The 23,092-nt window shown below is 47.6% G+C and carries 24 protein-coding genes; 14 read left to right on the top strand and 10 right to left on the bottom strand.

From position 1 onward, the window contains the following. A partial coding sequence (locus ACIFQM_RS16545; RefSeq protein WP_430044608.1) for an IS110 family transposase occupies positions 1-893 on the bottom strand: 893 nt, incomplete at its 3' end. 744 nt (positions 894-1,637) lie between these two features. On the opposite strand from ACIFQM_RS16545, the gene ACIFQM_RS16550 reads away from it, so the two are divergent. The 4 genes from ACIFQM_RS16550 to ACIFQM_RS16565 all read left to right on the top strand — a co-directional run bounded on the left by ACIFQM_RS16550 (position 1,638) and on the right by ACIFQM_RS16565 (position 4,591). Further along, on the top strand, positions 1,638-1,766 hold the full coding sequence (locus tag ACIFQM_RS16550; RefSeq protein ID WP_430040637.1) for a hypothetical protein: 129 nt from the start codon (positions 1,638-1,640) through the stop codon (positions 1,764-1,766). Positions 1,767-1,855: 89 nt separating this feature from the next. Beyond that, positions 1,856-2,338 (top strand): hypothetical protein, encoded by a 483-nt coding sequence (locus tag ACIFQM_RS16555; protein ID WP_430040638.1) that lies wholly within the window; start codon positions 1,856-1,858, stop codon positions 2,336-2,338. 611 nt (positions 2,339-2,949) lie between these two features. Further along, complete coding sequence (locus ACIFQM_RS16560; protein ID WP_430040639.1) at positions 2,950-3,462, top strand: hypothetical protein; 513 nt, start codon at positions 2,950-2,952, stop codon at positions 3,460-3,462. A gap of 256 nt (positions 3,463-3,718) precedes the next feature. After that, entirely contained in the window at positions 3,719-4,591 is an 873-nt protein-coding gene (locus ACIFQM_RS16565; protein WP_430040640.1) for a DNA-binding protein, read from the top strand. Positions 4,592-5,201: 610 nt separating this feature from the next. On the opposite strand, the gene ACIFQM_RS16570 is transcribed toward ACIFQM_RS16565, so the two are convergent. Both ACIFQM_RS16570 and ACIFQM_RS16575 read right to left on the bottom strand, forming a co-directional pair. Further along, on the bottom strand, positions 5,202-5,414 hold the full coding sequence (locus ACIFQM_RS16570; protein WP_430040641.1) for a helix-turn-helix domain-containing protein: 213 nt from the start codon (positions 5,412-5,414) through the stop codon (positions 5,202-5,204). A gap of 35 nt (positions 5,415-5,449) precedes the next feature. Further along, a complete protein-coding gene (locus ACIFQM_RS16575) occupies positions 5,450-5,665 on the bottom strand; it encodes a helix-turn-helix domain-containing protein (RefSeq protein ID WP_430040642.1) in 216 nt (71 codons plus the stop codon). A 175-nt stretch (positions 5,666-5,840) separates the two neighbouring features. On the opposite strand from ACIFQM_RS16575, the gene ACIFQM_RS16580 reads away from it, so the two are divergent. Next, complete coding sequence (locus ACIFQM_RS16580; RefSeq protein WP_430040643.1) at positions 5,841-6,500, top strand: hypothetical protein; 660 nt, start codon at positions 5,841-5,843, stop codon at positions 6,498-6,500. Between the two features lie 261 nt (positions 6,501-6,761). On the opposite strand, the gene ACIFQM_RS16585 is transcribed toward ACIFQM_RS16580, so the two are convergent. The 3 genes from ACIFQM_RS16585 to ACIFQM_RS16595 all read right to left on the bottom strand — a co-directional run bounded on the left by ACIFQM_RS16585 (position 6,762) and on the right by ACIFQM_RS16595 (position 9,388). Beyond that, complete coding sequence (locus tag ACIFQM_RS16585; protein ID WP_430048988.1) at positions 6,762-7,502, bottom strand: GTP pyrophosphokinase; 741 nt, start codon at positions 7,500-7,502, stop codon at positions 6,762-6,764. A 113-nt stretch (positions 7,503-7,615) separates the two neighbouring features. Further along, entirely contained in the window at positions 7,616-8,425 is an 810-nt protein-coding gene (locus ACIFQM_RS16590) for a histidinol-phosphatase (RefSeq protein ID WP_430040645.1), read from the bottom strand. Positions 8,426-8,485: 60 nt separating this feature from the next. Further along, positions 8,486-9,388 (bottom strand): LysR family transcriptional regulator, encoded by a 903-nt coding sequence (locus tag ACIFQM_RS16595; RefSeq protein WP_430065784.1) that lies wholly within the window; start codon positions 9,386-9,388, stop codon positions 8,486-8,488. A 425-nt stretch (positions 9,389-9,813) separates the two neighbouring features. On the opposite strand from ACIFQM_RS16595, the gene ACIFQM_RS16600 reads away from it, so the two are divergent. The 5 genes from ACIFQM_RS16600 (at position 9,814) to ACIFQM_RS16620 (ending at position 14,627) form a co-directional block, all read left to right on the top strand. Continuing rightward, positions 9,814-10,272, top strand: a complete 459-nt coding sequence (locus tag ACIFQM_RS16600) for a chemotaxis protein CheX (RefSeq protein WP_430048986.1) — start codon at positions 9,814-9,816, stop codon at positions 10,270-10,272. Between the two features lie 39 nt (positions 10,273-10,311). Further along, the gene (locus ACIFQM_RS16605; RefSeq protein ID WP_430065786.1) at positions 10,312-11,091 is read left to right on the top strand and encodes an SDR family NAD(P)-dependent oxidoreductase; all 780 of its coding nucleotides are present in this window, start codon (positions 10,312-10,314) and stop codon (positions 11,089-11,091) included. Positions 11,092-11,244: 153 nt separating this feature from the next. Continuing rightward, entirely contained in the window at positions 11,245-12,636 is a 1,392-nt protein-coding gene (locus ACIFQM_RS16610) for a DEAD/DEAH box helicase (RefSeq protein WP_430040649.1), read from the top strand. Between the two features lie 18 nt (positions 12,637-12,654). Then, positions 12,655-13,401: an ABC transporter ATP-binding protein gene (locus ACIFQM_RS16615; RefSeq protein ID WP_025685414.1), complete on the top strand. Its 747-nt coding sequence runs from the start codon at positions 12,655-12,657 to the stop codon at positions 13,399-13,401. Between the two features lie 2 nt (positions 13,402-13,403). Beyond that, positions 13,404-14,627, top strand: a complete 1,224-nt coding sequence (locus tag ACIFQM_RS16620) for an ABC transporter permease (protein WP_430040651.1) — start codon at positions 13,404-13,406, stop codon at positions 14,625-14,627. Positions 14,628-14,739: 112 nt separating this feature from the next. On the opposite strand, the gene ACIFQM_RS16625 is transcribed toward ACIFQM_RS16620, so the two are convergent. Next, entirely contained in the window at positions 14,740-14,856 is a 117-nt protein-coding gene (locus ACIFQM_RS16625; protein WP_209440990.1) for a YjcZ family sporulation protein, read from the bottom strand. Between the two features lie 149 nt (positions 14,857-15,005). Here ACIFQM_RS16625 and ACIFQM_RS16630 point away from each other — a divergent pair, with 149 nt between their 5' ends. Then, positions 15,006-16,340, top strand: coding sequence for an ATP-binding protein (locus ACIFQM_RS16630; RefSeq protein WP_430065789.1), 1,335 nt, complete (start codon positions 15,006-15,008; stop codon positions 16,338-16,340). A gap of 118 nt (positions 16,341-16,458) precedes the next feature. On the opposite strand, the gene ACIFQM_RS16635 is transcribed toward ACIFQM_RS16630, so the two are convergent. After that, a complete protein-coding gene (locus ACIFQM_RS16635) occupies positions 16,459-17,757 on the bottom strand; it encodes an aminotransferase class I/II-fold pyridoxal phosphate-dependent enzyme (RefSeq protein WP_430040653.1) in 1,299 nt (432 codons plus the stop codon). Positions 17,758-17,937: 180 nt separating this feature from the next. Here ACIFQM_RS16635 and ACIFQM_RS16640 point away from each other — a divergent pair, with 180 nt between their 5' ends. Next, a complete protein-coding gene (locus ACIFQM_RS16640) occupies positions 17,938-18,723 on the top strand; it encodes a helix-turn-helix domain-containing protein (RefSeq protein ID WP_430040654.1) in 786 nt (261 codons plus the stop codon). Positions 18,724-18,750: 27 nt separating this feature from the next. Here ACIFQM_RS16640 and asd read toward each other — a convergent pair whose 3' ends face one another. Both asd and ACIFQM_RS16650 read right to left on the bottom strand, forming a co-directional pair. Next, the gene (asd, locus tag ACIFQM_RS16645) at positions 18,751-19,548 is read right to left on the bottom strand and encodes an archaetidylserine decarboxylase (RefSeq protein WP_430040655.1); all 798 of its coding nucleotides are present in this window, start codon (positions 19,546-19,548) and stop codon (positions 18,751-18,753) included. Between the two features lie 88 nt (positions 19,549-19,636). Further along, positions 19,637-20,764, bottom strand: a complete 1,128-nt coding sequence (locus ACIFQM_RS16650) for a YheC/YheD family protein (protein ID WP_430065791.1) — start codon at positions 20,762-20,764, stop codon at positions 19,637-19,639. 223 nt (positions 20,765-20,987) lie between these two features. Between ACIFQM_RS16650 and ACIFQM_RS16655 the strand changes: the two genes are divergently transcribed. Together ACIFQM_RS16655 and ACIFQM_RS16660 are read left to right on the top strand one after the other, a co-directional pair. Next, on the top strand, positions 20,988-22,148 hold the full coding sequence (locus tag ACIFQM_RS16655; RefSeq protein WP_430040657.1) for a glycosyltransferase family 4 protein: 1,161 nt from the start codon (positions 20,988-20,990) through the stop codon (positions 22,146-22,148). A gap of 116 nt (positions 22,149-22,264) precedes the next feature. Continuing rightward, positions 22,265-23,017: a WIAG-tail domain gene (locus ACIFQM_RS16660; RefSeq protein ID WP_430065793.1), complete on the top strand. Its 753-nt coding sequence runs from the start codon at positions 22,265-22,267 to the stop codon at positions 23,015-23,017. Positions 23,018-23,092: the final 75 nt, after the last annotated feature.

Here is a 23,092-nt window from a genome sequence, read left to right on the forward strand (position 1 = left end):
CCCGGCACGGTGAGCATCTCTTTGGTGCCTGGGATTTGCGAGAGGAGACGTTCCACCTCGGCCAGAATCTCTTCCAGTTGTCTGGCGAACATGTCGTACTGCTCCAGAAGCGTTTTAATTTCGATTTGGGCTGCGGGAAGCCCTTCGGTCAGACCAATCGAACTTCTCGCCGTTTCAACCAGCAGCTCGGCTCGCTTCGTTCCGATCGCTCGTTTCACGTCTTTCTTCCATCGCTGAGCGATGGCTTCTGCGCCAAGGGTTACAATCTCACTTGGGGTCGGAAATTCACCTAGCGTAATGAGTGAGGCTTTCCCTTCCCAGTCTTTAAATACCTGTGTATATTCCGGGAAAAAGCGGTCCTGCCAGTTCTGTACCCGCCGTTGTACCTGTCCGAGGTTCACCATGATCTTCTCTCGAAGGTTCATGAGAATCCGCAGATCGGCGTAGATATTCGTCGGCAATTTCGGTTCGCTGTACTTCCCGTTTCGCACCAGATCGGCAATGACCTTTGCATCTTTATAGTCATTTTTCGTGGGCGAGTTATCTTCTAGTTCTTTGGTTTTGTGTACATGATGTGGATTGACAATGACCAATGGAATGCCTTGCTGTCCCAAATACTCGGCCAAGGTGAACCAGTAGTGTCCGGTGGGCTCAATGCCGAAGAGGACGTCACTCTTGGCATGCTTCTGCTGAAGCTCCTTCATCCACTCCACCAGTTGCTCCAGTCCGGTGCGGGTATTGGAAAACACGCAATCCTTTCCAAGTTCAATCCCCCGAAAGTCGATGGCACGGGCCACGTGGGTTTCTTTGGCGATATCTGCGCCAACCACCAACGTTTTTTCGGAAATTCGTGTAATTCGTTGATTCTGTTTCTTCGATTGTTTATACTTCATAGTGAGCGTCCTCCTTTTAATTCGGGCAGTGAATGGTCCACATTCCATGACCCAGCATACAGGAGGCGCTTTTTTTGTTCAAACCTCAAATTAATTCATTACAGGAATGGCTCCTTAAGGGATTGGTTTTATTAAGGTAAACGGAATAACGATCTCAAAGGATACGGAACGATGGCTAGCATAATGTCATTGTGATTGAGCCCCATGATGAAGAAAAAAATCATATTGAAATCATCGTTTTTAACTATCCATTAAAAATACACTAATGTTCTCATGTATTATTTTTTTACACAGTTACTTATTCATTTTGGGCCGTTCTTCACTTTCTACCTAGTTCTTCTGATATTCCAGTTCATTTATGAACACTTCTGAAATACTAATTTTGTCCTATGCTAGCTTGGGTGTGCAACCCTCCCGGGCTGTTCCACAGTGCGGTGGTCGATCCCCCCGGCTGAAGACCACCTATGCAAGTTTAGTCATGTAGAGTTTCTGGTCGAGAGATCCTCGCCGCGTCGTAGGCGCAGACATCGCCAAGAACCGTGTGCCCGAGCCATCGACTACCGGGGGATTGAACTCGGAAAGGACTATAAGACGTTCGCTGTCGTCGATAATCTGTACGTTATCGGCCAGACTATGCGGAATGCATTCGTCCGGCCGTTAGGGAAACCGCACCGCATCTGGATGACTATCCGGATGGAACCCGCGTGGAGTTTATGATCCAATAATACGTACCGCGTCGGGACATTGATTACGGCTGCTGGTACGGAGCTGCTACCTGGTGCAAGCCGCCCAGCAGCCTGGATGTGGCGAAGCGGGTTGGACGCTGGTCTGTGGGAGCAGAATGTAGCCGGTCCGTTTGATCTGCATCTGTAACTCATCCGGACGTTCACCTACCGATGCGAATATGGTTCGCCGCCATCCAGGTATCTACTTGAGAACAAAATGATCAAGGGAGTATTATTATGACATTGGAAAACATAAAGAAAGGGATTAAGTATTTTTTAATCATCCTTTCCGCATTTTTGGGGACTTGGACCGTTTCTGCTTTAATTGCGTTTTATATTTTTAAGAAGTATGAATCCATTCCGGAATCTACTGTCGAAAGAATCAGATACATATTCAATGATCAGGATGAAGTAAATAGAATTCTGCTAAGTAAATCGTTTATTATTGGATATAAGATAGGAATCGTGGCAGTATTGTGTATTGTGGTGCTTGTCATATTGAAGAAAATGAATCTAAATAATTTAGTGGAAAAGTTGTTCAGTTTTACCCTTATGATAGTAGGTACCTTCAATATAGGTGCTTGCTTAGTCGGTCTTGTTGTTTTGGCCACAATTCATTTTGCTGAAGGGTTTAGTATATTGTTCTGGCGATGTCTTGCTGTGGAAGCTTTTCTAATCTGGTTAATGTTTGCTTTTAAGCGACTTCGCATATGGGAATGAATATTTTTGGAAGGTGAACTTCTTAGAGAGGGAGGGCTTCATAATGGGTAAGGTACCTGCAGATGGACAAGAAGGTATTCAGCGGGACATTTTACGGCTGATGAAATTGTACAGTTTATGAAGTTTAATCCCCATAACATGTTTGAAAACGTTGATCTGGAATAGAGCGAAAGAACTGCGAAATACGCTGCAATATGAAAACTTAGGTAATCTGCGTTTTGTCATTTCAGCTGTAATGGATCGCATATGACTCTGAGAGCAATTATTGCTATTTGTTTGTCCTTTGATCTCAATATGGATAGATATTGTAATTATATAAAACACGCAATTCCATGAAAAAAAGGGCGGCCTTGGTCGTCCCTTTTTTCTATTTTGCATCAGAGCTGCTTCAGCCTTGCAGACTGGCTCGGACCGTCTGTATTTGAAGCGATTTTTTAATAAGTCTTACGTGTGGACATAGGTAAATACGAACAATTAAATTCAGGATTAATATGGAATTAAATAATATATTTAATACTATATTACTATTTTTTTGTCGAAACATTACAATACGTGGAATCTTTTGGTATGATGAGGTGGTAGTTTTATACAAATATAAGGAGGAATAATCTGTGAAAAAGAAAAATTTATTGATTGCATCAGCCTTATCTGTTAGTTTGCTGGGGGCTGTTGCTTTACCAAGTGCGATTTATGCGGATTCAGATGTAACTGATTCTGCGAATACATCCACTACGGCGACCCAAGATGCTGGTACAACAACTACTGGTGATCATGTAGTAACTCCACAAAAAATCGGAAATTCTTTCGGCAGTAGAGTTCAAGGAGGAGCAACTGTCCAAAGCGCCTTTGAGATTCCTAAAGGCTATGGGCATGTTAAAATTACTCTGAAAAATAATGCCAGCACTCCAGTCAAGGTAAGTTTAACGCACAATGAGTCAGGTAAAGTATATATCGACGGATCTACAACAATTTACCGTGGCCAACCACTTGTTTGGAAAAGTACTTCTAAAGGTTTCTCAGATGGTTTGCGTTCGGGAAGCTACACCCTTCAATGGCGTGGTGCCAATAATGACGTTAATGCGGAATTCGATGGAATTGCCGGTTCAGATCCTGGCGACCTCTAATAGCTGAACAACACAAAGAGAGTTCCAGACCTTCATCGGCGGTCTGGAGCTTCCTTTGTGTTGTTGCTTAGGGTTCATTTTGTAGTTTGAACAAACCTAAATCATATCAAATAATTAAAAAAATAGTATTTATGTAAAAATTAATTGACCACAGGTAAATGAATGTCTATATTTGTAATAGATGACTCTAATTTCTGGAACTTGCATCTTAGCGTACATACTCCATAGCCCGAATAAAACAATGGGAGGAAGTAGGATGGAAGAAGTTTTGGAAGGGAAAGATGCTACTTATTTATTGACGGATCACCACAGGTTAGATAAATGCGTGGAATTACTGCATTTGAGATTCTCGCAACATGCCTGGGAAGAAATATCAACCATATCTGACTATCTACACAACTCGGTTGAAAAAATGTATAACGAAGCGCAAGAAGCAAGCTTTCAAAATTTTCCTTATCTCTTTAAGGCAGCACGGCCATTGGTATTCTATTACGGGTTCGGTTACCTGGCCAAGGGAACGGCTCTTCAAAAACTCGGTCTATACGATCAGGCCAGAGAATACATTTTGAAGTATTCGGAATTGGGCTGGTTTGCGGGACTAGATAAAAATGGACTTGAAGAAGTAGAGCGATTCAAATTTTTTGCTAAAGCAAATCTGTATACCAATGATTTGCTGTCCGGAGAATTGAGCGTGCTGCCTGAGTATGTTCAATTTTTAGAAGATAATCCGGAAGAGTTATTACCCGGACTCGTCACGATCATGGAGACTGCTTCGCTTCATTCGGTTAATGTAGATGAGCTACTTGAAAGATTCTCAGAAAAAATTGAGGATTTTGGAAATCTCGAAGATGCTACAAATAGAACTCACTATTTCAGATTCTTGTATCATCGGGCTACTTACTATGCTAAACATCAAAGGTATCAAGATTCTGTACAGCTTATTTTACTGTTTTTAACATCATATAATATGATTAATGATGCGGACTTCAGAAAGTTTGTTGTACTATTTGAAGTTTATCGGCAGTATGCTTCAAACGAGCAGACAGAGCAGTATCAAAATCTTTGTAAGGAGCTGTTGAAGCATGAAGAAGGCATTAGTATCTGTGATGGTGATATTCGCTCTTGTTAGTATTGTACCCCTAAGTAGTTTTACCAGCGGATCAATCACAACTTTTTCACCTTCTAATCACGGCTGGAACTAAATGTGATTATCTGTAATGAGAACCATCAGTGTTGGGGAAGTCCTCCTGACATCGATGGTTCTTTTATATTTGGGATGTTAAGCTCAAAGTGTTGAGATGGAGTGATTGGCCATGCGCCTAATCCGAGCCTTTATATGTAAATATAAGCGACCTCATTTATTTAAAGCTATAAGGTACTAAAGGGACGGGAATTCCTATTGTTCTTTACTGAAGTGAAATCGTGGAGCGTTTTTACTTCCATCAAGGTATGCGCCAAATGTATGTAACAGGCTATTTTCACATAAGAATAGAGAGGTGGACTCTGGACGTTTGAGCATTATTAGGCTTGCTCGTTGCAATTTGATTATTTTGTATTGAAGTTGTAATACATCATCATGCATGAAGACGTTAATAACTTTCAGAAGTATACATATAAGGTATCATGAGTTTTTATCATAGATGTAATGTTTCTTTAAACCTCATTCATTTAAATTCGGTCGTCTGTCCAAAAAAACATGGAGTTTTATCTAATCCTTCCAGTTTCCCTGTAGAATTTCTCTACTCTGTCTCATCGAATTGCATTAATTCTGATATGTCCTTAATATCTAAAGCGATGGCGATCCTTGTTAGCATAGCTAAATTCACTTCTTCCCGAGCATTTCTGCATAATTCCGATATTGCAGCTTGCCGGACATTTGCCATTTTTGCTAATTGTAACTGAGTGATGCCTCTTTCTTTCATAACGTCTTTAAGTTTTATGATCAGTTCCATCTTAGATTTTTCTCCTGACTTGAATTAAGAAGTCATTAGTTATCTTCTTCTAACTGAATTAATTCGGATAAGTCTGTGATCTCCAAAGCGTGAGCGATTTTCTCTAGCATGAGCAGGTTAACTTCTTGTCGATTACCGCTACAAAGAGTAGATATTCTGGATTGGGGTATTCCTGTCATAGCTTCTAAGTTTTTTTGAGTGATTCCTTTTGTTTTTAATACTTCCTTTAGCTTAATTTTGATTTTCAACATTTAAATAGATGCCTCCGGGATTTTTTTATTGATAATTTATATCTTCAAGAGTATATTTTATTTATAGCTATAAGAGTATATATTTACTATAAAATTCATCCTAAACAAGGAGATATGCTTCATATCCTTGGCTTTACTATTGCCATTTTACCAAAAAGAATCGGGGGAAATACATATGACTACACTAGGAAACAAAGTCAACAAACAATACATTCTGGACATTGTTCGCATGGAACCAGTTTGGCCGCAAGAAGTGGGAAGCGATGACCAAGTGATGCATTATTATCACATCACCGATGCTCTGAACCGTAAATGGCAAACGATTGGCTATAATGTCTCGGACGCTATTGAAGTGTTTGAGACAGGAAACACTAATGTGTGGACACGAATCATAGAGCTAGCCCCGTTTAACCCCAAATTGACCACGAACAATCTCATTCAAATGTTTCTTATCAGTCCCGAAGACGAGCACATCCGTAACGCTATGCAAATCATACTGAACTCGGTTGAAAGGCGCAATGAATTCATTGCCCGTTCTATTTATATTAACGAACAAGACACTTTTAATCTACTCTGCAATATGAAAGGTGAATATCTTCGGCAGCATCAGCTTACAGACAAGGAATTTATGGACTTGTATGCTGCAAATCCTGTTGAAGCCTTATCTGTATATTTTCTGGAGTCTGTAGACATTCATCTGTATTGGGAGTGGGCAGGGGCAGGAGGTACGTGTGAGAAGGCCATTCAATATAAACAGGAGGAACCTGAAATGCCCTTGATTCAAGCGATTGAGAAGGCTGAGGACGAAATCGACCGCTATGTATCCGGTTATTAACTGTTTACTAAGGAGGGGTGTGTATGTACAGAACGGGAAGATTAATTAACGGCAAACTGTTTCTAAAGACACTTTCAGGCGATTGGATCAGCCTACAGATGCTTATTGATAATCAATTTTATAGAGGTGTCGAATATGCGTAAGCGTTCGCCTTTGCACTGGGATTCTACCCTTTAAAGGGTTTATACCATCCTGAGAATCCCGTTGCAACAGCGAACGTAAGATCAAATCATTTGCGTAATGGTGGATCACTACATAATCTTACTCTCCGAGCAGCTTCAAAAAGTTGGCTGGCACCGAAAATTGCTGATTGTTAATGATAATTTTCCGAATCTCTTCAATAGAGTCATCTTCACCTTGGGCGTCTTTAATCTCCTTGATTTCACGGTGGAGACGCTCCATTTGGAGGTCAAGCGCATTGGCTGAATCTGCCGCATTTTTTAATTCGCGTGTCAGGCTTTCGGGAACGGACTGGTTGTATTTATAAAAGATTTTATGCTCCAGACTGGCCCAGAAATCCATCGCAATCGTCCGAATTTGTACCTCCACGCAGACCAGCTCCTGACAGTCGGACATGAATACAGGAACCTGGATCAGCAAATGCAGACTTTGGTAACCGTTTGGTTTGGGATTTTTGATGTAATCCTTGACCTCCAGCACCTTCAAATCACTTTGTCTCTGAAGCATGTTGCTGACATCATAAATGTCCGAAATAAAAGAGCAGGTAATGCGCAGTCCCGCGATATCCTTAATGTGAGCCTTGGCGGCAGCAAGGGAAAGCTCACTATTTTTACGAAGCATTTTGTTCATGATGCTCTCAGGGGATTTGAGGCGCGATTTGGTATGCTCAATAGGGCTATAATCGTGCAACGCCTGAAATTCCTGCTTTAGTATTTCAATCTTGGTTTCCATCTCGTCGAGCGCAAATTTATAGATCAGCATAAAACGCGTGATATCATGTTTTAGCTTTTTGATCTTGTCCATCGGGTCTTCCAGATACATATGTAATTCTCCTCACACATAGATGTCGTAAAATGTAAATCATATTTAAAATAATGGAGCCGTACAGTTTAAGGTGGTTGGCAGCGAAGAGCAATTCCCACCCTAAACAAATTTTAAAGCGGCACCGGAATTTTACGTTTTTGTTTAAAATAAACCCATTCACGGAAGCCAATATTCTTCAGCATAGCCTTTACATCGTCCCAATCTTCGCCTACCCGCGCAGGTTTATGGGCATCTGAACCAAAAGTGACCTCTACGCCAAAATGATGCGCTCTTTCCAAAATGGAGACTGACGGATACCACCCGCCACTGAGCTTGGTTTTGCCTGAAGTGTTAATTTCAATCGCCACACCAGACTCTGCAATCACTCTCAAGGTTTCATCAATCGCTTCATCGGCAGGAATATCTGAGAAAGCCGGGAAATTCCCCTTCATGGCGTCGATATGACCCAAGATCTGAAACATACCGCTCCGCGCAGATTCTTGAATGAGCGCATAGTAGGCTTGCTTGACTTCAATTTTGCGAGCATCACTTACATCGTTCCAACGGTTACGGTTAAAAATGCTGTCTCCCTCAACATTGTGGATCGACCCAATAAGGTAGTCAAACGGATAAGGGGCCAGGGTGGAACGGTATAGTTCTGCAAAAGCAGGGAAATAATCCGTTTCCAATCCGAGCAGCACATCAATACGGCCTTCATATTCCTTCTGTAGCTGCTGTACCTCTTCTACATACTCGGCAAGCTGTGATTTCGCCATATAAATGTTTGGAAAAGCCTGATCCTGCTCGCTGCATAAGTAGGGGGAATGGTCCGAAATACCAATAGCCTGTAAACCGGACTGAATGCCGGCTTCGATATAGTCTCGAATATTACCGTCTGCATGACCGCAGCGGAAATGATGGGTGTGCAGATCAAATTTCATAGGATTTCGTCCTCTCGTATTTAACGTTTGTATTTCGGATGGTGTTCCTAGCGGAGTGCACTATTCAGAACTGATAAAATTGGCCTCTGGCATACCTTTTAAATCGCTTAGAAACTGCTGCATGGCGGAATTCAGATATCGGCCGGATTTGTAAATGACCCCTACCGGATGGCTAACCTCTAACTCGGTAATGTGAATCATTTTCAACGTACCCGCGCGTAGCTCAGGAGTGACTGACAGCCTGGAGATAATGGCAGCACCAAGATTAATCTCGACCATCCGTTTGACTTCCTCGCTGCTGGACAACTCGATCACGACATGAGGCACAATTTGGTGTTTTTTAAATACATCATCCACGAATTTTCGTCCTACCGTATCGGGTGAGAGCAAAATAAGTGGAATTTCACGAAGGGCTTCAATGGTGGCATGCGGTTGGGAGGCCAATGGATGGGTGGGCGATACGACAAGCTCAAAGGAATCGTAATACAAAATCGAAGTGCTCAAATTTGGATTGCGTTCGATCAAGTAACCAATGCCAACATCAATAAGCCCGTTTTCCACCTGCTGATAAATCATGGAGGAAGCCATGGATTGAATGGAGGTTTTGATGAGCGGGAATTGATCCTGAAAGTAGGAAAGTACACGCGGTAAAATTTGAATGGCGATGGACGTTGTAGTGCCCAGTGCAATATGACCCTGTGGCGTTTCGTTCAGATCGTACAATTTTTGCCGTAGTTCTTCGACAACACTCAAGATCCGCTCTGCATGTTCCAAAAAAACAGCCCCTCGGTCGGTCAGGGTGACGGGTTGGTTGCGGTCGATCAGAATGGTCTTGAACTCGTCCTCCAGACTTTTGATTTGGGCGGATACCGCCGGCTGCGTCAAGTTGAGAAGTTCTCCGGCTTTGCGGAAGCTCATCGTTTTGGAAATCATGATAAGTGTTTCAAGTTGACTGATGTTCATGAAGTTCCTCCTCTCTTTTCTTAATTCTGTCGCAGCAGTACAGGCTGAGGATTTTCACAAATCCACATGCGCATATGTAAAACCATCGTTATGCTTATTTCATTAAATTATAGGTTATTCGAGCGGGAAGGGCAATGAATCGAAGCAGAACACTGTAAAGTATGGTATATTGGAAAATAAAGACTAAAGTCCTGCTATACATCAAAAGTAACCCATTCGAACTCGATGGCAAGCGATGGAATAGGACATTATTCACATTTTTTGTGATTCGGCTATAAAAAATTGCTGAATAGCTGTCGATAAGTGATAGAGAGAGTATTTTACTGAAGGTTGATTCGTTATGCATCATTTATTTAAAAAAATTCTAATTAAAATGGGACTTTTGTTGTGTGTCTAAAAGCCCATCGTAAAGGGGCGCAATGATCGTGAAGGCAGAAGTGATAAATCCTTTTTTGGAGTCGGCGCAGCGGGTCATTGAACAATTGATCCAAATCTCTCCCTCACCCGGCGATCTCGGTGTGAAAAATGTCGAGCTGGTGGATGACCATATTTGGATTATGATCGGGATGACCGGACAGCTTAGCGGAAATATTGTGTTCGGCCTGAATGAACAGGTAGCGTTGCGCATGGTATCGGCGATGATGGGCGGATTCGTTTTGACTGAAATTGATGAGATGGGCAAAAGCGCCATTTCTGAATTGGGAAATATGATCAGCGGTAATGCCAGCACGATTTTATCCAATCAGGGGATTGTAGTCGACATTACGCCTCCGCAGGTTATGAAGTCGGAAAACTTAACCTCCTTCGTACCTCAGCGTGCCCTTTATATTCCGCTTACGATGGAAGGTATTGGTGAGCTGGATATTCAGGTGATGATCTCTTAATATTAAAGAAGCAGGTTTCTTTAATATGGAGGGATGTCCATGAGTACATTGCAAAACAAGGTGGTTGTCATTACAGGTGCATCCAGTGGAATTGGTGCCCTTTGCGCACGGTTGCTGAGCGAAAAGGGCGCGATTCCTATTTTGACTGCGCGTTCGCAGGAACGGCTGGAGCAAGTGTCGGCGGGAATGAGTGGCAGGCATGAGCTGATCCCTCTGGACGTCACTCGTCAAGAGCAGGTAGAGGCCGTGGCTGCCCGTGTGCTGGAGCAATACGGACGGGTCGATATTTTGCTCAACAACGCAGGTTACGGGAAGTTTGATTATTTTCATGAGACAGACCTGTCGGAGTTTGAACAAATGATGGATGTAAACTATATGGGCGCTGTCCGCTGTATCAAGGCATTTCTGCCGCAAATGACAGCAAGAGGTATGGGGCAGATCGTCAATGTGGCATCCATGGCAGGCAAAATCGGGACAGCCAAATCGTCCTCCTACACAGCAACGAAGCATGCGCTGCTAGGGTTCAGCAATGCGCTTCGGCAGGAGCTGCGCGGGAGCGGAGTTACGGTAACAACGATTAACCCCGGACCGATTGACACGCCGTTTTTTGACCTCGCTGATCCTTCGGGCGGATATGTCCGTAATGTAGGCTGGTTTATGCTAAAGCCGGACAAGGTCGCGCAGCACATCGTGAGAGCGATGGAGCTTCGCAAGGAGGAGGTTAATCTGCCACGGTGGATATCTCCTTTTCTCAAGCTGTACCAGCTTGCTCCCAGACTGACCGACAGGCTGGGCCATGGCGTGATGAACAAAAAATAAAGGATGTCCCGCAAACCATGTGATGGTGGAGGGACATCTTTTTTGTCATTTTGTATTAAAGGGAGGTGGGACTAAAGATCTGCATTTGGTTGCAGGGCAGTTTTCGCATATAATGGAGAGTAACGAATTTACGTATAGGGGTTGGACCTTTTCATGACATTGAATTTTGAATCGCTCGGCGTTGAACAAGACCTGTTGACCAAGCTGGCTGAGCATGAGATTACGCAGCCTTCGCCAGTTCAGGCGCAGGCTATACCAGAAATGATCAAGGGCAGGCATGTATTGGCGCGTTCGCAGACCGGCACAGGGAAGACGCTGGCTTATTTGCTGCCGCTGCTGCAAGCCATTGACCCGCAGAAAAAGGCTACGCAAAAGCTGATCCTGGCTCCCAGTCAGGAGCTGGCAATGCAAATTGTACGCGAAGGCCAGCGTTATGGGGAGCATCGCGGCATCCGTGTGCTCGGCCTGATCGGTGGAGCGGCCATCAAACGGCAGATCGAGAAGCTGAAGGACCATCCGCAGCTTGTGGTCGGCACACCGGGACGTGTACGGGAGCTCATCGCTTCCAAGAAGCTGAAAATGCACAACATTACAACCATCGTCATTGACGAGGTGGATCAGATGTTCCAGCTCGGGGGAGCAGGCGATGTCACGAACATCTTGGGCACCGCCCAGCGTGACCGTCAGCTCGTATTTTTGTCCGCGACGCTGAACGACGAAATTCAAGGGCTGGCCAAGCGGGAAATGCAGGATTACGTGGAAATCGGGATTGATCCTGACCAGAAGACGGCCAGCGGTCTGGAACACTATTACTTTGTATCCGAAGAACGGGATAAGGTGGACATGCTGCGCCGACTGGTGCGTCATTTTAATCCGAGAAAAGCACTGGTGTTCGTCAATACCACCAATGCCATCGGGGAGATTGAGGCCAAGCTCAAGCATATGGGACTGACTACAGCATCCCTGTACGGTGATGCGGACAAAGTTACACGTACCAACGTGCTGGCCCAGTTTCGTGCGGACAAGCTCAAGGTGCTGATTGCTTCCGATGTGGCAGCCCGTGGTCTGGATATTGAGGGACTGGAAATGGTGATCCATTTTGATCCGGCTACGGACAGTCAGGCTTATGTTCACCGTGCAGGACGGACCGGACGAATGGGGCGCAAAGGATTGGTTGCGTCGGTTGTTACCGACCGTGAAACATTCATCATGCGTAAGTTTTCCCGTGAACTGGGCATCGACATTGCAGAGCGTGCGTTGCACGGAGGGCGGGTTGTCGTGCCGCGTCCGGTGGATGCCAAGCGTGCGCCTGTAAGGCCATCCGAAGCCAGACCTACTTCTGATGGAGCACCAGTGGAAAGCCGCAAGGCACCTGCCCGCGGTGAGAACGGTCGTCCTGGCAGAACTGCGGCAAATGGCTCGGCTCCAGGCAAGAGCAAAGGGGCAGCTTTGTCCAAAGCAGGGAAAGCGCAGCGCGAGCGTGATCGTAAAAACAAGGGAGCGCCAAGATGGCTGAAGGAAAAAGGGTCAAAACCGAACGGATAAGTGAGAAGAGGGGGAGCCATGGAACAACAGCCTGTATTGCAAATTAATGGACTGACAGGCGGATACAGCGCCAAGCGCCCGGTGCTGCACCAGATTTCTCTGGATGTAAAGCCGGGCGAAATGGTGGGGCTGATCGGTCTGAATGGAGCCGGGAAAAGTACGACGATGAAGCATATTTTGGGACTGATGACACCGCAGGCGGGAGAAATCCGCGTGCAGGGACATAAGCAGGCGGAAAATCCCGAGCAGTATCAGGGAGCCATTGCTTTTGTACCCGAGTCTCCAGAACTGTATCCCGAAATGACCGTGATGGAGCATATGGAATTCACCGCCAGAGCGTATGGAGTCAGTGAAGCTGATTTCCGCACCCGCAGTGACCAAATGCTGGACTTGTTCCGTATGCGGGATAAGAGCGGAAGCATGTCGATGCATCTCTCCAAAGGGATGCGTCAGAAAGTGATGATTATGTGCGCATTTTTGGCGGGACCGCCGCTGTATGTGATTGATGAGCCGTTTTTGGGTTTGGACCCGCTTGGTATTCGTTCCCTGCTTGATTTTATGCTGGAAATGAAGCGCTCGGGCTCGTCCATTTTACTAAGTTCTCATATTTTGTCCACGATTGAAAATTATTGTGATCGTTTCATTGTGCTTCATCAGGGTGCCATCATTGCACAGGGCACGCTGGACGAAGTGACAGCACAGGCAGGTAAGCCGGGCATGCCGCTGGAAGATGCATTTTATGAGCTGGTACAGGGCAGGGAATGAGCATGGATTTGCAACGTTTGCATAAAGAAAGACGTGTTGCGTTCTGGGGACAAGTGCTGCCTTATCTCGGCTATGTCATTCAGAGCGGCCTGGCGGTTGTCTTCGGCTTTGCGCTGATTGCCTTTGCCGCGTGGTACACGTCGCTGATTATGCATATCCCGCCGGATTTGCCCATCCGCTGGATTATGCTCATTGTAGCCGTTCCGGTCGCTCATGTGAGCTTCCGTACGTATTTGAATGAAGCCGATATCGTCTTCCTGCGCCCGCAGGAGCATGCGATGCACCACTATTTTAAGTCCAGCCGTATCCGTGGCGTGGTGTATAAAATATTCGGCCTGCTGTTGCTGCTAGTGATCGCGTGGCCGCTGTATATCCGCAGCGATACTGCGCCTAAGCCACTGCTGCTGACCCTACTGCTGTTCGTGCTGCTGAAGCTGCTGTTCAGCTATGGCGGCTGGCAGGAGCTGCGCATGGTATCGCGCGGCGCAAGTATGGGGTATCGTCTGCTTCGCTGGGCGCTGGCAGTGCTGCTGGTAGCCGCATGGCTGTGGCAGCCCCCGCTGCGCAGCTTGCCGTTTATCGTGCTGGTGGGTGTGGTGTACGTGCTTGTCCTGCGTTTTCCGGTCAAGCTGCTGGTGGCATGGGAAAACCTGATCCGTACAGAAGGAGTTCAGGCTGCCCGTGTGATGCGTACTTTGGGCTGGTTTGTTGATGTGCCGGCCCTTACGCAGAGAGTGACTCCGCGTCGCTGGTTGTCCTGGTTGGGTGGTAACATACCGTGGGACAAAAGGGGAGCTTATCGTTACCTGCTGTTCAAAACCTTTGTGCGCACAGAGCCTGTGGGGATGGTGATACGACTGGGTATCCTCGGCTTGTTGATTATATGGATCACGCATACGAGCTGGATCGGTATCGCTGTGTATATATTTTTTATATTCCTGATCGGCGTGCAGATTACTTCGCTAAGGCAGTACCACAAGGATTCGTTATGGCTCCAGCTCTATCCGCTTCCTGCACATACCCGCCGTGCGTCTTTCCTGGACTTTGTTGTCCGGCTGCTGTTGCCAGTTGCGGTCGTCCTGTGGCTTCCTTTTTTGTTAAGAGGAACTGAAGGGATGATCTCCACGCTGCTTACGCTGGCTGGTGGAACGTTGGTAGTATACCTGGTACGAGGCGCTCAGGCGAAGAAATGGCGCCTGGACGGTCAAGAGGAAGAAGAGGTTTAATCCTGTGTGGATAAAGCAAAGGTTATTCCGCAAGCAGCAAGGGCTGCTTGCGGAATAACCTTTTTTCGTGGGAAGCTGCATTTGTCAGCCGTGGGTGCAGATGTCCGTCTGCTTAAATGAAAATTGTTTTGCTGATGATCACTAACAAAATGAACAGCACCAGAATCGTTCCTGTGCTCGTAAATGCGCCGAAACCACCGTAACCGCCTCTTGTTTCTTCTGCTCCCATGCTCATTCTCCTCTCGGTCATCGTGATGTAGGATACACCGTATATTATGAAGCGCATTTTCGTATTGCGTGGGCCAATGTGGAGGTACATTGCCGGATCGCCTTATTTTTTTCAGCGGATAGGGAGGGATAGAGAGGAAAAGCCACGTTTTGTCGAGAATAGAAGAAGTACGTAATTATTATCACTTGGAAAGTGGGAACGACGAGATGCTGGTAGACAAGCTGCTCGTGAATATATTTCTGGTTTTTGTACCCTTGCTGGTGTATAGCACTTTATCGGATCATCGACATATGAAACATGCCTCATTGCTCATGGGAGGGGTGCTGGGTATCTCTTCTGTGCTTTGTCTTATTTTCTCGTATAGCTGGTACGGCTTTTTTTGGGATCTCCGATATGTTCCGCTGATCCTCTCCGTTTTATATTTTGGACCCGGAGCAGGACTGGTGAATATAACACTCATGGTGATGGCACGCATCTATGTTGGACCTGATTCCATCGGGGTGGGGCTGATTAGCATGGTGCTATGTTATCTTGTACCTCTCCTGGTGAGAAAAAGATTTATGCAGCTTAAAGGCATGCTGCCCCGGGTGTGGATAAACTTGCTCATGAGTGTATGGATGAATGTGATCATGCTGGTTATTCTTATGATGCATTCCTGGGCCAATGGCAGACTGGATGAGGATGAAGTCGAGCTGATCAAGGGAGTTCTCTGGTTTGCTATAATTCAATTGGTAAGTATCGGAGCTGCCTCTTGCTGGATGGAATTTAGCCTCGAACGGGAAGAGATGAGAAAAAAGATCAAGTATGCTGAGCGTCTCAATACGTTAGGGGAACTGGCCGCCTCCATGGCTCACGAAGTTCGTAATCCGTTGACAGTCGTTAAAGGATTCCTGCAAATGGCCCAGTCAGGGCTGGAAGGAAAAAACCGCAGATATATGGCGCTGGCGCTGGCGGAGGTAGATCGGGCTGAAAGAATCATTAGCGACTATTTGAATTTATCGAAGCCGCAGATTGGGAAGACAGAGCTGATGGATCTGTCCGGCATGGTTCAACAGATTGTTCTGCTCCTGAAACCGATGGCGGCCAAGCAAGGCGTAAGAATGCAGACGGAGCTGAGGGATGATATATATCTACATACGGATCGTAATCAATTGTTGCAGGCGTTAATTCATATCACGAAAAATGCGATTGAGGCTGCGGAAGATGGAGGCAAGGTATACATAAAGCTGGCAGTTCAGGAAGAGAAGGCATATCTGAATATCAAGGATACTGGAAAAGGCATGAGCCCGGAGCATCTGGAGCGGGTGGGCACTTTGTTTTTTTCGACCAAAGAAGTAGGGACAGGGCTGGGAACGGCAGTCTCCTTTCGCATGATTGAAGCGATGAACGGTAGCATACGATATGAGAGCGAGCCGGGAGCCGGTACGGAGGTTATCATTTTACTGCCGCTGGCACAACAATCTTTGCTGGTTGCTGAGGGATAAGTGCTTCGAGTTGTGAATGAATCGTTCGCAAGGGGGATATAAAACAACGGTATGCCGCAACATCCGGCACACCGTTCCATCAGCTATAAGTCTAACCAGTTCATACCGACCGATTAGATTAGGCGTTCAATAAGTCCTGCACACCACGATACACAATGTCGTACAAGTCTTCCAGATATTCTTCCTCGATACAGGAGAATGCGATACGGAGATCATGCTCACCCAGTGCAATCGTTCCCACCCCATATTGCTCCAGCAGATGTGTGCGCAATTGTTCTGCGGACAAGCCGTTCAGCTTGAGACACATGAAATAGCCCGAGTTGAAAGGATAGTAACTCCATACATCTCCGTATTTTCCGCTATCAAGTAATGCCTTGACCTTGTTGGCACGGCCTTTCATGATTTGGAACTTTTCTTCCTTCTGTTGCTCAAAATCCGGCGATTTGAGAGCATCCAGCACGAAGGTTTGCGACGGGTGAGGGCCGCTGGAAATCGTTGCCCGTATAATTCCCAGTGTTTTTTGCTCCAGTGCGCTCAGCACGTCCTGATGTTCCGAAGCAAAGGTAATAAATCCGACACGGAAGCCCCAAACGAATTCTTCTTTGGTAGCTCCGTCAATTTTGACTGGTAAAATTCTTGGATGAAGTCCAGCCAACGGACCGAATAGCGATTCATGCAGGGAGTCTTCGAAGAACAGGCCAAAATAAGCGTCATCTGTTACAACTACGACATTGATGCCTGCTTCCGCAGCTTCCTGAATGGCAGCAACAATGGCTTTGCCCTCTTCGATTCCCGGTGTATACCCGGTCGGGTTGTTCGGGAAGTTCAGTACAACGATGGCTTTGCCGTATTCCTTCTGCGCTAGCAGCGCTTCACGTAACCCCTCACTATTAAAACGTTGATCCTCTGTGAACAACGGGAAATTTACCAATCGTCCATGACGGCGAATACCGAAGGTCAGCTCATAATTTTCCCAGTTTTTGTCCGGATAAATGACAGCATCCCCTTCATCCGTAAACAGGTCGGCAACGATGCTCAAACCATGAGTCAGCGCGTTCGTAACCACAGGTAGGCCATAGCTTTTTCCAGCGAGCGACGGGTTTTCCTTCAGCATTTTTTCCCGCCATACACTACGCAGTTCAGGCTTGCCCGCAGGGGGGGCATAGGGGTAAAGGTCCTTGGGGCTGTATGCGGACAGCTTCTCCTGAATGACCTCCAAATGCATTGGGCCGCTGCCCTCGGTAGCAATACCAATCGTAGCGTTGTATTTCTTGGCAAGTTTCCCAGCCTCTGCTGATTGACTCAAAATTCCTTCTTTTGGGAAATAAATCTCTTTACCTAAAAGAGAAAGCATTTCATATACATGCTCGTTGCCTGCCTGAATGTTGCGGTTTAACTGCGCTGCAAGTGGATTCATTCCGGTTTCATCCTTCCAAGTCATTTTGATTACATATTATAGCATCACACACGGTAAGCGTCACGCAAAAGCGTCCATGAAAAAGAAGGCGTTATTTTTTTGCGTAATGGCTGTTCTGCGCTTATATTATAATTTAACAGGATCAGGGACAACGAAGAATAGCATAAGGAGGTGCAGATTTTGCTGGATACGTCTGCGTCATCGTTCATCCTGTTGTCCGCCTTTGCCAAAATTGTGTGCGAGCCGGGCTGGAAATGGCAGGTACGCGAAAGGCCGATGCCAAACTATGATTTATTTTATGTATGGAGCGGTGAAGGAACGGTTGTATTGAACGGGGAGTCCTATCCGGTAAGCAAAGGAAGCTGCTTCCTGTTCAAGCCGGGGGATGATACTCGTGCCACACATAACCCGCAGAAGCCGCTAGTACTTACCTATATTCATTTTGATCTTACCGAGCAGCCGGAGATCATCCCTGCAAGCTATCGTATGCTGGAGGAAATGGTCGAGGTGGAGCATATGCTTGCCAGGTACGTCCGTCTGCGCCTGGAACTCGCTTACGGGGCCGAGGAGGAGGGTAGGCTAATCCTGAAGCAGCTCATGATACATTTGCTGCGTGCCGACCGCAAGGAGCCGCAGGAGCAGCCGGCCAGCCATCAACTCACCGAGGTTATCCGGGAAACGGCCAATTATGTGCGCCAGCATCCGGGGCTTCCTCATCGCGTCGAGGATTTGGCGGCACGAGCAGGACTGTCACCGCGCTATTTTTCAATCAAATTCAAGGAGCTGCTGGGTGTTTCCGCTCAATCTCATATCATCAGCATGCGAATTGAGCGCGCACAGCATCTGTTGCTGCATGCCGGGATGAATGTGACTGAGGTGGCAGAGGCTTTGGGATACCGCGATATTTTTTTCTTCAGCCGCCAATTCAAGCAGTACACGGGGAAAAGTCCATCCGAGATCAGGTGAAGGAATGAACTGTGACAGCAAACTCGCTTATGCTTTGGGATTGTGCCGGAAGCAACCGAGACGCTGTCCCATTCTAACTACATCTCCCAGCTTCAGCGCAGGGTCAGGATCAAATGTGGCGCTTTCGGTCAACAAAACGACGGTTGATCCAAACTCGAAATAGGCGAGATCCTCGCCCTTTTCCCATGAGACAGCTTCATCATCGGTGTATCTGATGCTGCTTACATTCATCGCGCCAACCTTGACGACCGCCACCTCGCCGTATTCATGGGCAATGTACGTAATCTGTCGTTCATTGCGGCTCAGAACCGCTCTCATGTGCTGTAAGCCGAAGTCATTCACCGGATATACCTTGCCGCGCAAATGCTCCTTCTCCACCAGTGTACCGGATACCGGCGCATGAATACGATGATAATCGGTCGGGCTGAGATACAGCACAAAGGCATAGCCGTGCGTGTATTTCTCAAGACGCGGCGAACGGTTAAGCAGCTCATTTAGCGTATAGTCCTGACCTTTGACATTCAAAATCGTGCCGGACGTAATTGGGCCAGTGAACGTAATCCGCGCATCCACTGGACTGGTCATCACCTCGGCGTTCGCATCAATCGGGCGCATGCCCGCTTTTAATTTGCGTGTAAAATAGGCGTTCAGGGAACGGTATTCCTTCCATTCCTGTTCGGCCTCATGCGTCTGGATCTGGTACGTACGTATAAAGGTGGGGATAAAAAGTCGGCTTGCACCGCTTTGCGCGAAGGAACCCACAACGCGGCACACCCACTTGCGCGATGATAGCTCAGTCATGAGCCGCAGCCACTGTTTTGCCATTTCAAATCCCCCTTGTTCATTTCCGAGCCGTCTTGGCCGGAACATGTCCGGCCGCTCTGAACTATATTGACACAGAATGTGACGTAAATCAATACAGTGGACGGTCGAGTGAACGGGCGGTGTCCGCCGAGGGCATCCGTTCGAGAAGCCAACGTGCGTAAGCCATCGGCTGAGTGTACGTTTCCTTCCAGACATTGTTCATTCCCGCCTGGCTGAATCCGTAGCGCTGATCGCGGCCGTTGCATTCGATAAAAACAATCTTGCCTTCTTGCGTAATGCCCAGGTCCAGACCGACATCGGCGAGCCGGGGAAGTTTTTGTGCCAGCCTATGGACGATTTGCAACGCGAGCCTTTCCAATTCATTCATCAGACGGGCTGCGTTCATTGGCTGAGCCGTTTGTACCTGTGACAGCACCTCTGGCAAGAAACGGGCTGAGCCACCCTGCGCCACATTGGAAACGAAGGTGTGGGAGGGAGCAATTTTGGCAAACATGCCCGTTACGCTCCAAATGCTGCCATATCCGCGTTGAACCGTCACGCGAATATCAAAAGGGCGGTTGTTATACAAAGCGAGCGGTAAAGTTTCCTGCACGATATGAGGACTATGCAACAGCCGCTTGTGCAGAAATGAAGGCAGTTCTCCGGCATGCATGCGCAGTGTAGTCCAGCGATCGGGTACAGCGGGATGTGCGCATTGTAAAGTCCAGTTACCACGGGAATGTCTTAGGCGCATAATTCCTCTGCCGATGCTCCCGCTGCTTGGTTTGATGATGACATCTCCGGTCTGCTCCATCAAAGTACGAATCGAAGCCAGACTACCTTGTAGCGTTCGCGGAAGATGGGGGTGCAGCAGAGGGTCTTCCTGCAATATCGCATGTATGTGGTCCTTACGGAAACGGTTTTGTTCATTAAAGATATAAATTCCGTTCTGCACCAGTCTGTTGATTTCACGGGCGTTTTCGTTTTGCCGATAGAGAGTCCGATTGTGGATGACCCGTGGCAACGGGAGAGTCATCTGCTGATAGCCGTTACCGTATTTAACAAAAGCCCGGCATGTTCCAGTCGGTATATGAATTTTCTCCAAACGAAGAAAGCAGGGGATTAGCTCATGGCTCAACCCGGCGTCCACGTAATTGGCGAGTGATTCATATCCGGTCCTCATGGCGGGGATGCCCCGGTACGTTGCCGGGTTGAGCATGACGCCGACATGCAGCATAGGTATGTCCGCCCTTCCTTGTTGTGACTCCAACTGACAATTCAGTGGTTCTAGTCCATCATATGTATCCAAGATCGGCCAGGCATGGACGGTAGCCTTGCTGCTTGCCCAAAGTGAGGAGCCAGGCACCTTTCAGGCGGGGGAACGATATGATACACCATGAGTGTTGAAGAGAATTTGCAGGAGAGAGCTTGAATCAAAGAGGAAAGAAGGTGCAGGGCTGATGCAGAGGCCGAAGGTAGCAGTTATTACACCGGGCTCTTTTGTTATACCTTCGCCCCGCAGCAGCTCGGTGGAGCGGGTTATTGCCCATACGGCACCGCTGGCCAGCGATAAGCTTCAGGTACAGATATATGGCATACGGGGGGAAGAGGTACCGGATCACGCCGATGTGGACGGGGTGCCATGTATACGTTATAAGCAGGGGCCAAGTTATATTCCCGAGGTGATTGCTGACCTGAAGAGATGGTCACCTGCGGTGGTGGATGTACACAACCGCCCGGCTACGGCATATGCGATTCACAACGCTTTGCCCGATAGCCGGATCGTGCTAACTTTGCATTCGACCACTTTCATCCGGGAGCCGTACCACAAACGGAAGGAAGTGGATCGACTGCTGTTGCCGATGGAGCGGATCATCGTGAACAGCGCCTACATGCGATCAGTCGTAGCTGCTGACAGCTCTGATGCTGTCAGGCAACGCATCGCTGTAAATGAGCTGGGCATTCATCCCGGCGATTTTCTGCCGCGCTGGACACCTGCGGCAGAAGCGGTCAGAGCGGCGCGGTTGAACGATTACGGCTGGGCAGGCCGCCGGATCGTGCTCTACGCGGGCAGGCTGGTGCCGGGTAAAGGCGTTCATCGGCTGCTCAAGGCCCTGCCGCGCATCGTCCGTGCCTGCCCGGATGTGCTGCTGCTCATTGCAGGCAGTGCCTATTACGGTCAGAGTCGCCTCACGCCTTATTCGGCGTTGCTGCATCGGCAGGCGCGTAAGCTGAGATGGGGAAAGCACGTCAAGTTTCTCGACTATGTTCCCCATCCGGCCTTGGCCTCGCTGTATCAGTTGGCCGATGTGACCGTTGTTCCTTCTGTGGGAAGTGAGGCCTTCGGGCTGGTTAATCTGGAAGCGATGGCCGCAGGTGTACCCGTAGTTGCTTCCCATACAGGCGGCATTCCGGAGATTGTAAGGCACGGGGAGACGGGCTGGCTTGTTTCGCCATCTCCGGGGGAGCAGGAAATGGCCGCTGCCGTCATCGGACTGCTTCAGCAGCCTGAATTGCGACGGCGAATGGGAGAGGCCGGGCTTAACGAGGTGCGAAAACGTTTTTTATGGCAGCATTCAGCACAGCGCTGGGCGAAAATCATGCTGGATTGCGTAACGTAGTGACATGAGCCCAACTGTGAGCATAGGCTATCGTATAGGCATTAGCCATGATTCCCAGCCGGGTGAATGAAGCGGAGCGACCGCTGGTTCACTTCTGTGACAAAGGAGCGGTTATTATGAACCATAATAGTAAGGATAAAAGAACAGCGCGGCGTAACCCTTCCAACGCGGTTCCCTCCCCTCGAATAGACAAAAGTAAAACGTCTTCCGTATCTGGCAACGGCAAACCGATCCAGCGGGAAACGTCAAGTGTAAGGTCAATGGTGGATATCCATGCTCCAGCCCATGACCCTATCACTGTGGATGAAGCAGCATGGCGGAAGCATAAGCTTCCCAAGACACTGGAGGAAGCCATGCTGATGAACCGAGCGTCTGTACTGCTGTTGTCTGTGCCTGAGGCAGATATGGAACTTGGGACGGAATACGGCCCGACGTCTGTAACGTCCAGAGGTCAGTCAGAGCAGGAATCGTTGCTGGATTGCTCCATTACCAGTATCCACATAGCTGAAGGCAGGCATCGCCCCAAGCAGCAGGGGGTAGCATTGTCCGCTGACAAGCCTGTTGCTGCTTTTACGGATGATGACGGGCTTCCTCGTGAGCATACATTTAATTCAAGAGTGGCCTCAACTCGGTTTGGCAGTCTTTCTTTTTACATTCCCGCAGAAGCGGACAGGGATGATGTGAGCATTGTGTTTGAGCAGCCCTTCCAGGACGTGCGTTATGCAATCACAGGTAATGCGAGCATACCTGGGGTAATAGTATCTGTCACCAATTGTCAGAGAGATTCGTCGGTGTTCACTGTGGAACGCAGACACGCAGGTTCGGTTTGTGAAGGTGTGATTCTGTGGATTGCAATCGGGCACGATTAAAAGACCTCCGCACAGGATTACGAATGTGCATAAAACAAGAAAAAGGCGTCCCGATGAAGGGACGCCGTATACATG

Origin of the sequence: Paenibacillus sp. NRS-1782, assembly GCF_050467685.1 — a bacterium.
Lineage (GTDB): Bacteria > Bacillota > Bacilli > Paenibacillales > Paenibacillaceae > Paenibacillus > Paenibacillus terrae_A.

Excerpts from the sequence above, each read along its gene's own strand:
- ACIFQM_RS16555 (WP_430040638.1), top strand. The coding sequence starts at position 1,856 with ATGACATTGGAAAACATAAAGAAAGGGATTAAGTATTTTTTAATCATC.
- ACIFQM_RS16565 (WP_430040640.1), top strand. The coding sequence starts at position 3,719 with ATGGAAGAAGTTTTGGAAGGGAAAGATGCTACTTATTTATTGACGGAT.
- ACIFQM_RS16570 (WP_430040641.1), bottom strand. The coding sequence starts at position 5,414 with ATGGAACTGATCATAAAACTTAAAGACGTTATGAAAGAAAGAGGCATC.
- ACIFQM_RS16575 (WP_430040642.1), bottom strand. The coding sequence starts at position 5,665 with ATGTTGAAAATCAAAATTAAGCTAAAGGAAGTATTAAAAACAAAAGGA.
- ACIFQM_RS16580 (WP_430040643.1), top strand. The coding sequence starts at position 5,841 with ATGACTACACTAGGAAACAAAGTCAACAAACAATACATTCTGGACATT.
- ACIFQM_RS16585 (WP_430048988.1), bottom strand. The coding sequence starts at position 7,502 with ATGTATCTGGAAGACCCGATGGACAAGATCAAAAAGCTAAAACATGAT.
- ACIFQM_RS16590 (WP_430040645.1), bottom strand. The coding sequence starts at position 8,425 with ATGAAATTTGATCTGCACACCCATCATTTCCGCTGCGGTCATGCAGAC.
- ACIFQM_RS16595 (WP_430065784.1), bottom strand. The coding sequence starts at position 9,388 with ATGAACATCAGTCAACTTGAAACACTTATCATGATTTCCAAAACGATG.
- ACIFQM_RS16605 (WP_430065786.1), top strand. The coding sequence starts at position 10,312 with ATGAGTACATTGCAAAACAAGGTGGTTGTCATTACAGGTGCATCCAGT.
- ACIFQM_RS16610 (WP_430040649.1), top strand. The coding sequence starts at position 11,245 with ATGACATTGAATTTTGAATCGCTCGGCGTTGAACAAGACCTGTTGACC.
- ACIFQM_RS16615 (WP_025685414.1), top strand. The coding sequence starts at position 12,655 with ATGGAACAACAGCCTGTATTGCAAATTAATGGACTGACAGGCGGATAC.
- ACIFQM_RS16620 (WP_430040651.1), top strand. The coding sequence starts at position 13,404 with ATGGATTTGCAACGTTTGCATAAAGAAAGACGTGTTGCGTTCTGGGGA.
- ACIFQM_RS16625 (WP_209440990.1), bottom strand. The coding sequence starts at position 14,856 with ATGGGAGCAGAAGAAACAAGAGGCGGTTACGGTGGTTTCGGCGCATTT.
- ACIFQM_RS16635 (WP_430040653.1), bottom strand. The coding sequence starts at position 17,757 with ATGAATCCACTTGCAGCGCAGTTAAACCGCAACATTCAGGCAGGCAAC.
- asd (WP_430040655.1), bottom strand. The coding sequence starts at position 19,548 with ATGGCAAAACAGTGGCTGCGGCTCATGACTGAGCTATCATCGCGCAAG.
- ACIFQM_RS16650 (WP_430065791.1), bottom strand. The coding sequence starts at position 20,764 with ATGCTGCATGTCGGCGTCATGCTCAACCCGGCAACGTACCGGGGCATC.
- ACIFQM_RS16655 (WP_430040657.1), top strand. The coding sequence starts at position 20,988 with ATGCAGAGGCCGAAGGTAGCAGTTATTACACCGGGCTCTTTTGTTATA.
- ACIFQM_RS16660 (WP_430065793.1), top strand. The coding sequence starts at position 22,265 with ATGAACCATAATAGTAAGGATAAAAGAACAGCGCGGCGTAACCCTTCC.